This is a genomic window from Pseudanabaena mucicola FACHB-723, from assembly GCF_014696385.1.
Lineage (GTDB): Bacteria > Cyanobacteriota > Cyanobacteriia > Pseudanabaenales > Pseudanabaenaceae > Pseudanabaena.
Window position 1 is genome coordinate 20,599 of sequence record NZ_JACJQB010000038.1, and the last position, 13,448, is coordinate 34,046.

The 13,448-nt window shown below is 44.5% G+C and carries 14 protein-coding genes; 7 read left to right on the forward strand and 7 right to left on the reverse strand.

Annotation, left to right across the window (positions count from 1 at the left end; all coding sequences use genetic code 11):
* The first annotated feature begins 4 nt into the window (after nucleotides 1-4).
* Complete coding sequence (locus tag H6F41_RS14830) at nucleotides 5-637, forward strand: hypothetical protein (protein ID WP_190404246.1); 633 nt, start codon at nucleotides 5-7, stop codon at nucleotides 635-637.
* A gap of 62 nt (nucleotides 638-699) precedes the next feature.
* Here H6F41_RS14830 and H6F41_RS14835 read toward each other — a convergent pair whose 3' ends face one another.
* Complete coding sequence (locus H6F41_RS14835) at nucleotides 700-2,844, reverse strand: Tex family protein (RefSeq protein WP_190404247.1); 2,145 nt, start codon at nucleotides 2,842-2,844, stop codon at nucleotides 700-702.
* Between the two features lie 81 nt (nucleotides 2,845-2,925).
* Between H6F41_RS14835 and H6F41_RS14840 the strand changes: the two genes are divergently transcribed.
* A complete protein-coding gene (locus tag H6F41_RS14840; protein WP_190404248.1) occupies nucleotides 2,926-3,699 on the forward strand; it encodes a 3'-5' exonuclease in 774 nt (257 codons plus the stop codon).
* Nucleotides 3,693-4,508 carry an ion transporter gene (locus tag H6F41_RS14845; protein ID WP_190404249.1) on the forward strand — a complete coding sequence of 272 codons (816 nt, stop codon included), beginning with the start codon at nucleotides 3,693-3,695 and terminating at the stop codon, nucleotides 4,506-4,508. Before H6F41_RS14840 ends, H6F41_RS14845 begins: the two co-directional genes overlap by 7 nt.
* Here the strand turns inward: H6F41_RS14845 and H6F41_RS14850 are convergent.
* On the reverse strand, nucleotides 4,505-4,708 hold the full coding sequence (locus H6F41_RS14850; RefSeq protein WP_190404250.1) for a hypothetical protein: 204 nt from the start codon (nucleotides 4,706-4,708) through the stop codon (nucleotides 4,505-4,507). The genes H6F41_RS14845 and H6F41_RS14850 overlap by 4 nt on opposite strands.
* 3 nt (nucleotides 4,709-4,711) lie before the next feature.
* Here H6F41_RS14850 and pap point away from each other — a divergent pair, with 3 nt between their 5' ends.
* On the forward strand, nucleotides 4,712-6,184 hold the full coding sequence (gene pap / locus H6F41_RS14855; protein WP_190404251.1) for a polyphosphate:AMP phosphotransferase: 1,473 nt from the start codon (nucleotides 4,712-4,714) through the stop codon (nucleotides 6,182-6,184).
* Nucleotides 6,185-6,261: 77 nt separating this feature from the next.
* Here pap and H6F41_RS14860 read toward each other — a convergent pair whose 3' ends face one another.
* The 5 genes from H6F41_RS14860 to H6F41_RS14880 all read right to left on the reverse strand — a co-directional run bounded on the left by H6F41_RS14860 (nucleotide 6,262) and on the right by H6F41_RS14880 (nucleotide 10,055).
* Entirely contained in the window at nucleotides 6,262-6,564 is a 303-nt protein-coding gene (locus H6F41_RS14860; protein ID WP_190404252.1) for a hypothetical protein, read from the reverse strand.
* A gap of 21 nt (nucleotides 6,565-6,585) precedes the next feature.
* Nucleotides 6,586-7,077 carry a phage tail protein gene (locus tag H6F41_RS14865; RefSeq protein ID WP_190404253.1) on the reverse strand — a complete coding sequence of 164 codons (492 nt, stop codon included), beginning with the start codon at nucleotides 7,075-7,077 and terminating at the stop codon, nucleotides 6,586-6,588.
* A gap of 59 nt (nucleotides 7,078-7,136) precedes the next feature.
* Entirely contained in the window at nucleotides 7,137-7,610 is a 474-nt protein-coding gene (locus tag H6F41_RS14870; protein ID WP_190404254.1) for a phage tail protein, read from the reverse strand.
* Between the two features lie 95 nt (nucleotides 7,611-7,705).
* Nucleotides 7,706-8,179 carry a phage tail protein gene (locus H6F41_RS14875; protein ID WP_190404255.1) on the reverse strand — a complete coding sequence of 158 codons (474 nt, stop codon included), beginning with the start codon at nucleotides 8,177-8,179 and terminating at the stop codon, nucleotides 7,706-7,708.
* Nucleotides 8,180-8,342: 163 nt separating this feature from the next.
* Nucleotides 8,343-10,055 (reverse strand): phage tail sheath family protein, encoded by a 1,713-nt coding sequence (locus H6F41_RS14880; RefSeq protein WP_190404256.1) that lies wholly within the window; start codon nucleotides 10,053-10,055, stop codon nucleotides 8,343-8,345.
* A 211-nt stretch (nucleotides 10,056-10,266) separates the two neighbouring features.
* Here H6F41_RS14880 and H6F41_RS14885 point away from each other — a divergent pair, with 211 nt between their 5' ends.
* From H6F41_RS14885 to H6F41_RS14895, 3 genes are read left to right on the forward strand one after another with little or no spacing between them, the layout of a single operon-like run.
* Nucleotides 10,267-10,965, forward strand: coding sequence for a response regulator transcription factor (locus H6F41_RS14885; RefSeq protein WP_190404257.1), 699 nt, complete (start codon nucleotides 10,267-10,269; stop codon nucleotides 10,963-10,965).
* Between the two features lie 5 nt (nucleotides 10,966-10,970).
* Nucleotides 10,971-12,227, forward strand: coding sequence for a DUF4255 domain-containing protein (locus H6F41_RS14890; RefSeq protein WP_190404258.1), 1,257 nt, complete (start codon nucleotides 10,971-10,973; stop codon nucleotides 12,225-12,227).
* A gap of 35 nt (nucleotides 12,228-12,262) precedes the next feature.
* Nucleotides 12,263-13,138, forward strand: a complete 876-nt coding sequence (locus H6F41_RS14895; protein WP_190404259.1) for a response regulator transcription factor — start codon at nucleotides 12,263-12,265, stop codon at nucleotides 13,136-13,138.
* Nucleotides 13,139-13,448 lie beyond the last annotated feature (310 nt).

The following is a 13,448-nucleotide window of genomic DNA, read 5'->3' on the forward strand; positions in this document are numbered from 1 at the left end:
TACCGTGAATCGTCCTTACGCTCCCAAAGCTTCGCAATCCACCAATTTTGTCCAGCCCACAACCCTAAATTTGCAAACTAGAGGCTTTGCACCCCAAAAAACCGAGGATGTAGATGAAGATGTGACACACCAATCTAGACCAGCTTCGACGGAAAATGTGCTAGCTAGATTAATAGCATCTCCAACTACTGATTCATCTACGGCATCAATTCAGAGAAAGTCACAAAATCGTTTGAAAGCCGCTCAAGTTCCGCAGATTAGTTCTCCAATGCAGGAAAACTCAATTCAAAGAGAGGAGTTTCCAGAGGAGGAGGAGTTACAAAGGAAACCAATGATTGAGAGTTTTGGAAATATCAGTGGCGGACAAGTAATGCAACGCAAGTTAACCATGAAAGGTAAAGGAGCCGCTAGAAGAACGGATGGCCCCGCCCATCAATTGACATCTGAGGTCGAGGCTACCTTAACAAAAAATGACCCCACTGAGAAAATGACAGACAAAACAGATCTATCTGTCTCTATCACTAACAGAAATGATGAGAATGGCAAAATATTGGCTAGAGAAGGCAAAACAGAAAAGTGGGAAAGCCATAAATGGCGAATTGAGAAAGAAAAAGAGTTGAGAACTTCGCTCAGTTAAAAAAAGCTAAAGGTGGCTCAAAGCGCCACCTTTAGCTTTTTTTAGTTGCGATAAAGATAGGATCACAAGCGCATTGATAGGCTAATTCGCTTCAGTGATTCATTCACTTCTAAAACTCGCACCTTCACCACCTGACCGACCTTGACGATTTGCTTAGGATCACTGACAAAGCGATCGGCTAGTTGTGAAATATGTACTAGTCCATCTTGATGCACGCCAATATCAACAAATGCCCCAAAATTTGCCACGTTCGTCACAATTCCCTCAATTTCCATGCCAATTTCTAGATCGGACATCTTTTGAATTGCATCGCTAAAAGTGGCATATTTAAACTCCGCACGCGGATCACGCCCAGGCTTTTCTAATTCACGGAGAATATCGCGAAGGGTTGGCTCACCAATTGCCTCAGTGACATATTTTTTAAGGTTAACGGTCTTCAGCTTATCGGCGGCTTGCGAGATTTCCGATAGTGGCACATTCAAGTCACGGGCAATTGCTTCAACCACCCTATAGCTTTCGGGATGCACAGCCGTATTATCAAGGGGATGATCACCGCCCCGAATCCGTAAAAATCCTGCCGCCTGTTCAAAGGCTTTTGCACCGAGTTTGGGGACTTTTAGAAGCTGTTTGCGATCGCAAAATGCCCCATTTTGATTGCGGTAAGTAACGATGTTATTGGCAACCGTGGCACTCAGCCCCGAAACAAAGGTAAGTAGCTCCTTTGATGCGGTATTTAAATCGACACCAACAAAATTCACGCAACTCTCAACGGTTTCCTCTAGCTTCTTTTTCAGCAATTTCTGATCGACATCATGTTGATACTGTCCCACACCAATGGATTTAGGATCAATTTTAACCAGTTCGGCGAGGGGGTCTTGCAGTCTGCGCCCAATACTCACCGCACCACGCACGGTCAAATCGAGGTCAGGAAATTCGGCAATTGCCACGGGGCTAGCGGAATAAATTGAAGCTCCCGACTCATTAACCATCACTTTGATCGGCGGATTAGCTAGCCCTTGAATTACTTCCATCACAAAGGCATCAGTTTCACGTCCTGCCGTACCATTGCCGATCGCAATTAATTGAATCCCATACTTAGCGATCAAATTTTTGACGGTACGCGCCGCTTGTTCCCTTTGTCCTTGAGCTTGGTGCGGGAAGATGGTTTGATATTCCAAAAACTGCCCCGTCTCGCTAATCACCGCCGTTTTACAACCTGTCCGAAAGCCGGGGTCAATCGCGAGGGTGGGCTTCATACCTGCGGGGGCAGCGAGTAATAAATCTCGTAAATTCGCTTCAAAGGTTTTGATCGATTCCCCATCCGCCCAAGCTTTCTTTTCAGCAATCACGGCGGCGATCGTCGAGGTTTTGATTAGGCGAGTAAAGGCATCCTTGAGCATATCTTGGTAAAACTGCCTAATAGTGGAGTTTTTCGTGCGAATTTGCGCCGATTCTAAGTAAGTCAATACATAATCCTCATCAAACTCTAGGGACAAGTTCAATATCTCTTCAGTTTCGCCACGCAACAACGCAAGCAGATTATGGGGAGCGATTGCTTTTACCTTGGCGCGATAGTCGCGATACATCTCGAACTTAGTCGTGCCAACTGTGTGCATGGGTTTGATCTGTGAGGCAAATACTCCTGAATGTATCAAATATTCGCGAATATAGGCTCGATATTCCGCATTTTCCGCCACTTCTTCCGCCAAAATATCAGCAGCACCTTTGAGGGCTTCCTCTGCCGTTTTCACCTGTGCCGATACATACTTAGCCGCTTCTTGCATTAATGGGGGAGGACTAACCTGCGGACGATTAAAAGCTTTGATCGCCATCGCCAATGGTTCTAGCCCTTTTTCTCTCGCAATTATCGCTCTGGTTCTACGTTTAGGGCGATAGGGCAGATAGAGATCTTCGAGTTCCGTCTTTTGAAGACAGGCAGCAATTTTGGCTTGCAATTCATCGGTAAGCTTGCCCTGATCGGCGATTGATTGGAGAATGACAACTTTGCGATCGCGTAATTCAGTAAGGTAAGCATAGCGATCTTGCAAATCTCGCAACTGAATCTCATTCATCTCTCCAGTGCGCTCTTTACGATAACGCGCCACAAAGGGAATCGTTGCTCCTTCAGCAAATAGCTCTAGGGCATTTTTGATCTGTTCAGGTCGGAGATCAATTTCTTGGGCTATGATTTGTTCGAGGTTCTGCATTAGACGGATCAACTTTCACAGGGCATCCTCCTAACTTTAGATCAATATTCGTATTCTCGACATTAACCTCGCCCCAATGCAATGAACATCAATGCCCATCGCTCCACCACACTGCTGGCTTACTATCGACAAATCAGCACCGAGCTATTCACCGTAGTTGATTTAGAAACCACAGGCGCAAAGAGCGATCGCGATCGCATTATCGAAATTGCCGTTGTCCAAGCCACCCTCAAGGATGGCATTCAGCAAACATTAACCGATCTTATTGATCCACAAATACCACTGCCTGAGCAAATCACGCAATTAACGGGGCTGACCGATGCCAAACTTGTCGGCTCGGAAAGCGCAGACAAGGTTCTACCTAAATATCTGCCCACTTTACAGACAGGCATTTTAACGGCTCACAACATTGGTTTCGATCATGCCTTTCTCCAACAGGAATATCAAAGAATGGGGCTTGAGTTTCAAGCTAGTGCTAAGCTCTGCACCGTCCAACTATCACGGCTATTGTTACCCAACTTGCCATCACGATCGCTGCCAAAATTAGTCAAACACTATGGCTTTGATGTGGGTAAGTCGCACCGTGCTGAATCCGATGCGCTCGCCTGTTGGCTATTGCTGCAAAAACTCTTAACCCAAATTTTGCAGACTAGCGACGAGCAGATTATGGCTCTCTTTGGTCATCAATGGCTCTCTCCTGAAGATGCCGCCACAATTTTGCAACTCCCCATCAGCGAAGTTACCGAGCTATTAACCACATCCAAGGTGAAATCAAGATTCTCCCGCCATCGGCAAATCAATTTATATCAACGTCGCGGCATCGAATCTCTGCTCTCAAACACAGGATCATGCTAAACCAAAAAATCAGCCAAAAGATTAGCTTCTATCTTGATGATCTTGTTACACCTATTGGCAAACTGATCAATATTGCGATCGCAGTGCTTGTGCTTGCCTCGGCGGTTAGTTTTGTCGCCCAAACCTATGACATCTCCGAAGTCACGCGCCATCGTCTCAACTTGCTCGATGACTGCATTCTAGCCATATTTGTTCTGGAATATTTTTTACGCCTATTAGTCGCTGAACAGAAATTCAAACATCTATTTAGTTTCTATGCCCTCATCGATCTTGTGGCAATTTTGCCCTTCTTTCTCGGCGCAGTCGATGTCGCCTTCATCCGCCTACTGCGCTGGTTTCGGATTTTACGCCTGATTCGCCTAGTCGAGTCACAATCACTGTTTAAGCCCAAAACCGAAGACATCGCCATTCTCTTTCGGATTATATTCACTCTATTTGCGATCGTATTTGTCTTTTCAGGACTGGTATACCAAATTGAACATCCGAATAATCCCAAATTCCATAACTTTCTTGATGCCTTCTACTTCTCCATTTTCACAATGACAACTGTCGGCTATAGCGATGTCATGCCCCAATCTGACGCAGGAAAACTCACCACAGTATTAATGGTATTGACAGGTGTTGCCCTCATTCCCGTCCAACTAGGCGAATTATTTAAACGCTTGATTAAAACGGCAAATCAAAGCAGTGAACAAAACCATAAAACGATGCAAAAGTCAGTCTGCTCTGGTTGCGGATTGTCTTTGCATGATCCCGATGCGAAGTTTTGTAAAATATGTGGCACCAGTCTAGAAGTCACAAACCCTTAATCCATGATGACCCAAACTGCGAAGTCACTGGCAACCACTGGGCATTTCTCGTCGAGCCTGAATCCTTTGATACAGCCGTCATAAAGTTTCTCAACACAATGGAGCAAATCTCCTGAATCTAATATAGAATTCTGGGAAAGGCTGATTCTCATTAGTTCAGCACTTTTCTCACGCTCAAAGTAGAGAGGGGAGGTACTCATACTATGTTTGAATCTGCGGAAATAGGACACAAAATCAGTAAATCTGAGTATGAAGCACAGGAATCCACATTACGGATTCAACTCCTAGAAATACAAGAAGAACTCAAAAACGCTTCCTTCCCAGTCATTATCTTAATCGGGGGTGTTGATGGCGCAGGCAAAGGTGAAACCGTCAACCTTCTCCATGAATGGATTGATCCTCGGCATCTAGAAACCCATGCCTTTGGCGCAGCTTCTGACGAAGAGCGGGAACGCCCTGAAGCATGGCGGTTCTGGCGAGTTCTCCCTCCTAAGGGCAAAATCGGCATTCTCTTCGGCTCATGGTATACCCACCCGATCATCGATCGCGTTTATGGCAAAACCAAAATTGCTGACCTCGATGTTGCCCTCATGCGAATCAATAGCTTTGAAAAGGAATTAGTCGATGATGGAGCTTTAATTATCAAATTTTGGTTTCACCTTAGTAAGCAGGCGCAATCTGACCGTTTAAAAGCGCTGATGAAAAATCCTGAAACCCGTTGGCGCGTCACCGATGTCGATTGGCAACACTTCAAGCTATACGACAAATTTCGCCGCACCTCCGAACATGCAATCCGCACCACTAGCACAGGCGAAGCACCTTGGATCATCGTCGAGGGATCTGACAAGAGATATCGCAGTATCACCGTCGGTAAACATATCCTCAACCTCATCTCCAAACGTCTCGCCACCGACAATACTCAAGAAACTAAAATATCTCCCCCTCCCACCCTCATCGAAAATCCCTACACAATCCTCGACACCCTCGATCTCGAACAAAGCCTCAGCGAAGAAGAATACAAGAGATTACTCGAAAAATATCAAGGTCGGCTCAATCTCCTCTTCCGTCAAGCTAAATCGATCGGTAAATCGATCATTCTCGTCTTTGAGGGCTGGGATGCCGCAGGTAAAGGAGGAATTATTCGCCGCATTACCTCGGCTCTCGATGCCCGCGACTATCAAGTGATTCCCATCGCTGCTCCCACCGATGAAGAGAGATCGCATCATTATTTATGGCGATTTTGGCGACATTTACCAAGGGCAGGGCGCGTCACCATTTTCGATCGCAGTTGGTATGGGCGGGTGCTAGTCGAGAGGGTGGAAGGCTTTGCCTCAGAACCCGAATGGATGCGAGCCTACAATGAAATCGTCAACTTTGAGCAACAGTTACAAGACCATGGCACATTGGTACTCAAATTTTGGGTACATATTGACCCCGATGAACAATTGCGCCGCTTCCAACTGCGGCAGGAAACCCCCTACAAGCACTATAAAATCACCGATGAAGATTTTCGCAATCGTGCCAAATGGAATGATTACGAACTCGCCGCCAATGAAATGATCGAACGCACCAGTACCGAATTTGCACCTTGGTATATGGTCGAGGCAAACGACAAAAAATTTGCCCGTATTAAGGTAGTCAAAACTCTTTGCGATCGCCTCAAAAAATCTCTCTAATATCCAAATTAAAAATAGCTACGCCATTTTTAATTTTTTATGCCCCAAGAAGCTAGCTCACAAAGTGATCTTCTTGCTTAGGTTTCTGCTTCCTCTAGCTCATTGATCTGACGATAAAACTTTTGTAAATAGCTAAGATCACTCGCAAAGAGATTTTCAATTACCATCGCATTAATCTCATCTAGCCCCCCCAGCTTCGTAATTACCCTAGCTAAAATAATCACCGTCGCATAGGCAGGATTAGTCTTCACACGCGGATCACGCATCGGCGTAATCTCATCGATCGCCCTTGATAGACGCATTACACCCTTACGATGCAAATTCCCATCGCTATCGACATAGCCCTTAGGTAGAGTAAATTCAAACTCAGTTTGAATCATAAATATCAACCCACTATTCCGTTAACTAATTCGTAAAAAGTCTCTCACGCTTAACTCTACCTCAGTAACCGCAAACTCCGCACTATCAGCCTTAAAATCAGATAATTTATACCTTACTGGCCAAGCTCCATTAAACCTAAATCTGGCTTTCTCAATCGAACCTTGATCATAAATAGTCAAATCACCATCCCGAAATTGTTGCGCCCAGTTACCATCTTCTACAGCTTTCAACCAGTTCCACATCGTCATTGAGAGCGTCAAACCCTGCTTGAGAATAATATTATCGCTTTTGACATTGCCGGGAATTTTCGTGCGTACCACCCGCCCCTTTGTCGAATTATTCTTTCCCCACACCTGCGGAGTCACCTCAACAATCTCAATTACCTCTTGAGTACGCGATAGGCCACTACATTCCATAAAGTAACCATCGATTTTCTCTAGACTACCCTGCAAGGTAATCTCTACATAAAATCGTGAATTAGTTAAAAATTCAATTTGTGGTTCGTCTGTCATGAAAGCTCCTGTGTTGAACACAAAGACGAGTGACGCGCAGCGTCACTCATGCTCAATCTCTATGTTTTGCGATGCAAAGACTCATAGACAAACTCGATCGTCTCCGTGGCAAGTCCTTCCGCACCTGCTTCTAACTTAGTTGATTTATAACTAGAAGGCATTACTCCAGTTACTTCCCAAGTTGCCGCCGCCTCTCCACCTTGGTTGTAGAGAGTGATTGTACCCGTTTTACGCTCACCTTTAGTTTCAGTTCCACCGCCACCAAGGGCTTCAGAATGGGAAGCGCTGTACCATTTAATCAATCGATCATCCCCAACCGTACAAACAAACTCAACGGTAAGCTTACCATTGCTCACGCCTGTAACAGTTGCTTGAATCGCTGACTTGCCAGCTTTAGTCACACCAAAGGACTTCATATCCCCCGCAGTTTGCAGAGTTATGCTAATACCACCCACACTTTTAACCACCAAGTCATCTAGACCCGATAGATTAAAGTAGTATTTAGAACAGGCTAGAAATTCATTTTTCGCCATAGTCTATTAACCTCATCATCAGTTTTATATCAGTACCAAACCCAAAAACTTGAAATTCAATTTAATCGATATTTTGATCGACTAAGAAGTTCTCTCTACTTAACGCGATTAATTTGTTCGGCAATAATTTCAAAGGTTTCTACAGCCAGATCCTTACTCTCAGAGTTAAAATCACTAACCTTGTAGGACTTAATCCAACAGTTAGTTAAACTCCAACGAATCGCTTCATTATCTTCACTGTCATAGGCAACAATTGAACCATTTTTGCGGCCAGAAGCCCACTTACCTTGACCACCTTCACTCTTGGGCATAGTTGTCATCAGCCAATTATAAAAGTCCATATCACCTTCAGTGACATAGACCTCAATGGTAACGTTAGGATTTTCCTCGAAACCAGCCGATGTACTCTGCCAAATTGTCTTACCACCCTTAGTTGAGGCTAGGGGCTTTTCATGTCCTGCTGTTTGCCCCGTAAAGCTCACTTCAGAAACACTTTTAATCAGTTTGTCAGTCAATCCATCAAATTCTACATAGTATCGACTATTAGGAATTGGTATAAGATCAGCCATTCTTCCTCCTTGAGATTCTGAATTATAGGTCTGTGCTGATAAATCACTATCTTAAAATCTAAAGTCATCCATCGGTAGAAATCACCTTATAAATCTTAAGAAAGTGATACATCCTGAAAACATAAGAGCAGAACACCCATAGGCATTCTGCTCTCTCAATTATTTAACTATTAGGCGACCACTGGCTGACGCGGAAAATCACAAATTCAGCAGGGCGGACAGGACAAATACCAACTTCGATATATAGGCGACCCATCATCATCGTCTCGTGGGTATTTAACGAAGCATCACATTTGACGTAAAACGCTTCCGAAGATGCACCGCCAAATAATGCTCCATTACGCCAGAGTCCTTCAAGGAAGTTGCTGACAGTACGGGTGACTCTCGCCCAAAGATCGGTGTCGTTAGGTTCAAAGACAACCCATTGAGTCCCAATTTCAATCGACTTCTCGATATAGCTAATTAAGCGGCGGACACTGATGTAACGCCATTGAATGTTGTCTGGCTCAACCAAGGTGCGTGCGCCCCATACTTTGAATCCGCGATTGTAGCTAGCAAAGTTACGGATACAGTTGATACCAATGGGGTTGAGCATCTCTTGCTCACGCATGTTGGTTTCGTAAGCCAAACCAAGTACGCCTCTAGGGGTATCGTTAGCAGGAGCTTTGAAGATACCGCGTGATTGGTCAGTGCGACACCATAGCCCCATAACGTGACCGCAGGGGGGAACGTAGGAAGGCTTACCACCCTTACGAGGATTAGCAACTTTAATCCAAGGATAGTAAAGTGCGCCAAACATGGAGCGACGGTTAAACATGCTCAACCATTGGGCGACATCTTGCGGTTTTTGGCGCTCAGGTGGCACTGCCTCCATACCTTTAGATGGCTTGATCGGTGGGGGATCAATGACTGCCATGCGGAAAGCAGGGCCGGGGAAAGAGTTTTCGCACATGCTGAGCATCATTTCCATGACACCATGCACTTGATCAATGTCGATGAGTCCCAACTCATAGACACGCATGAGGTCTGGGCAGGCAATCATCGCCGTTTCATCGATTTCAAACATGCCTTGGATGCCAGTGCGGTCATCTCTTTGACCTAGTAAGTCACGGGCAAAACGATCGATGGAAGAAATGTAGGGAGGAGGAGCAATCTCATAGGCTCCATTGGCGGGGCGGCGCGAGAGGGGCTGTCCACTGGTAGAGATGTCAGCGATGGTGACATATTCAGAATCTGCGATCGCAGTAACCACATAATCAGCAACATCAGTCGCCGCCTGTGGATTCATGGTGACATGGTCATAGCGTTCCAACTCTTCACCACCACGGGTAACCACAACGCTAAAGAACTCTCCAGTATTTAGGGGTGGCTCAGCATCAGCAGGAGCATCATCGGGCAGAGGCTTCGGTGTACTTTCTTGAATCAACACCTTAATGCGATCGCCGCCAGTAGCAGGGAGTGCTAATTGACTCGCTGAAGCATCGGCAGGCTTGATGTTAAACATCAAGGTAGGCTTGTTGTTAGATGTACCAACGCGAAGTGCTGTCACTTCAGGGGCAGGAGGCTCAGACCCGGGTAGCCTTGTACCAATGCTAGTTACCCAACAACGCCCCCCACCATTAACAAACCAACCATTAACCGCAAAGGGCAAGTAAGCATCAAAGTCGGTATATCCATCGGAACCCGGAGCCGCGAAGTATTCACGGTATTGATCCCAAGATGTCACCATCATCGGTTGAAAAAGCTCAGCATCACCACGCACATCTTCGGTGAATCCAATAAAGCCCGCCACACTAAGACTGATACCTTCAATGGGACGACTGCCCTTATCAACCTCTTCGACGTATACGCCCGGGGCGAAGTAGTCTAATGCCATATGCCACCCTTTAACTATGTCTATAGAGGTATACAGTAGGGAGGATTAAATTTAAGGGTTATTAGACTTTAGTCTATACTTCTAGATAAAGTTTAATACTTAGAAATTAGTAGCAAACAATTGACAATTAATTGCTAAGAATTGATAACAAGTTTGTTAACAATTACTAAGCAGTAAAGATCTACAGCCAACGATCCGTGACCAATGCTCTATGACAACAACGGCTCAGATAGTATCAGTTTTACTAGTAGAAGATGACTCTAATTTCCGTCGCGGTTTACACACTTTACTAAGTTTTTACAGTGATGATTGTTATCTCCAGTTCAAAATTGTGGGGGAAGCAACTTCTTGCATCCAAGCAATCAAACTTGTCGCCGAACAGAAACCAACCCTCATTCTTTTAGATGTCAAATTAGAGTTAAAATCCCCTGAAGATAGTGGACTAAAGTTGCTTATGGATCTCAAGCGATCAGACTATCATGGGAAAGTTTTAATTTTGTCCGCCCACCGTGAGGATGAATTAGTATTTAGAGCAATGCAACTAGGAGCAAGGGGATATGTGGCAAAGGAGCGGATTGGCAGTCAACTTTATGAGGCAATTTCCACAGTGATGAATGATGAGATCTTCTTGCCACCTGACATAGCTACTAGCTTCTTTCGCATCTTCCATTTCTATTCAGGAAGATCACTCCAGAGTCATTCCAAAATTCACTTGACCGATCGCGAACAGGAGGTTTTAAATTGGCTGATTAAGGGAGCCTCCAATGAGGATATTTCGCGATACTTACATGTGACCATCGCCACGGTCAAGGCACATCTCACCAGCGTATTTGAGAAATTAGGGGTGGCCAGTCGCACCCAAGCAATTGTCCGAGCATTGAAGTTAGGTTTAGTGAGTACCGACGAGTAATACCGATGAGTAATTATCTAGCGATCGCAACGGTAACAGCAACATTGCAGAGGGTTCTGCAAGCAGTCATTCAACAGGATATTGAAGGTGCAAGAGCCACAACTCTCCCTCCCGGTGGCATCTCGACGGGTGCGCCAGAAGTCGGTGTAAATATCTTTTTATATCAAGTAGTCAGTAACCATGCCCTAGCCAATTATGACTCCACCCCCAACCGCACCAAGGCAAATCCCCTCAATCGGCAAGTAGTGGTTGACCTTTATTACATGATGAGTTGCTATGGCAATGATGCCGAATTACAACCACAGCGAGTATTGGGAAGTGTGGTGAGTACCCTCGCCGATAAGCGTATTCTTACGCCCGAATTAATTCGCTCGACCTGTAATGATGCCACTTTTCCATTTTTAGCAGATTCCGATCTGGCTGATCAAATTCAACAAATTAACATTGTGCCTGTAGATATCTCCCTAGAGGATTTATCAAAAGCTTGGTCAGTGTTTTATCAAGTTCCCTATGTGCTATCAATTGCTTATCGAGCTTGCTTAGTTGTTGTTGAAGGTAGAGAAAACTTCCAAAAAGCTTTACCAATTCGCGACACTTCGCCCGCAGGGATTACACCCTTTCCTGCAACTCCCCATATTGAGCAGGTCTTACCCCAAGGCAATCGCTTTGAGCCAATCGTACTCGGTACCGTGGTCATCATTCGTGGGCGCAATCTGCAAAGTCAAACGGTGGAAATTAAAATCGGCGAATTACTATTCTCACCGTTATCGGTGCAAGATCGCGAAATTACCTTTGCCCTTGCGGAAGTCACCGCAATTCGAGCAGGAGTGCAAAGCATACAGGTCTTGCATCGGCTTGCTAGCACTTCGCCACTGATGACCAATACGGTCACTTCCAATGTGATGGCATTTGTATTATGTCCAACCATCATCAATGTGACGGTGAGTCAACTAGAGGCAGTGGAAGATAATTTGCGATCAGCTTTACTGACTGTGCAACTGGATGTGACTGTACAGGAAAAGCAGAAAGTATCGATCGCCTTAAACGAGTGGACTACTGACTCCCCTGCAATCTATATGTTTGATCGTCCACCTTTATCAGAGAGCAGCAATATAATTGAAATCCCGATCAATAACGTTAAGGTGGGAGAGTACCTACTACGCATCAATATTGATGGAGCGGAAAGTAAGCTAGGCATAGACGATAATCCTGGTAGCCCAACCTTTAACTGGTACAACAGTCCCAAGATTAGCTTAAGCTAAATAGGCTAAATAGACCAATAGATTTTCTCAAAGCCATGCGCCGAATCCTAACAATTACCGATGAAGAGGAAACTCGAAACACTATTATTAGGATTTTGGAAACAAAAGAATTTGTGATGCTGGAAGCCAGACAGATTCAGATAGGTATCCAAATGGCTCACAAATTCAATCCTGACTTGATCTTATGTGATCTAGATATGTCTAATTTAAGCGGATATTCCTTCTTGAAAAAAGTACGTCAAGATCCCGATCTAAGTCATATTCCGTTTATTTTTTTAACCAGTCAATTACAAATACAAGAAGTCCACAAAGGTATCCAAATTAGTGCTGATGATTATATTGCTAAACCAATTGAGGCTAGTCAATTATTAGCTGCCATTGATACCCAAATGCAGTCATTACTAACTGAAGTAGATGATGATATTACTGATACTTTGAGCGTTGATTGTAGTGCGGAAACACTACGATTAACTGATGGGCAGCAAGACATTTTAAAACTATTTTCGCAACGAAAGTCGCTCAAGGCGATCGCCATGGAAAAGAAGATTAGTTTAGATGCGGCAATACTTCTAGAAGATATTTCCGTTAGGCTGAGCAATCGCATCAAATTTGGGCAAAAAGCTAGTGAGCAAATAACTTCACCTGAATTATTAACAAATCAAGACGTGCAGACCTTTCACTCTGTAGAAGATGATCGATTAACACCGAGACAAAAGGAAATCTTAAAATTAGTTGCTAGTGGTATGACTACTAAAGAAATTGCCAGTTCTTTATTCATTAGCGTGAAAACCGTCGAAACCCATCGAGGACAGTTGATGGAACGCTTAAATATCCATGATTTAGCAGGGCTAATTCGCTACGCAATTCGGATTGGGCTAATTGATTTAGAAGATGATTCCGTAGCGATATAGCAAAGCAAGTTTTGCTTAGGACATAAAACCCAAGAAGCGAGTTGCGGCACTTCTTGGGTTTGTATTATTTGCCTAACTTCAAAGTGCCGAGATCGTATAGACCAACTGTTCCATCAGGAATATCAAATTGTAAGGTTTGCGAATCTAGTGTTAATTCGTAGCGCCCCGATTTAAAGCCTGTGAGGGCAAACTTACCCGCCCGATTTGTAAATAAGTAGCCATGCAGAATTATTTACACATATCCGAACTAATGGGAAGATTCTAAGAATCACCATATCCGAACTAATTACTGTGAGACTAATTGAGCCAC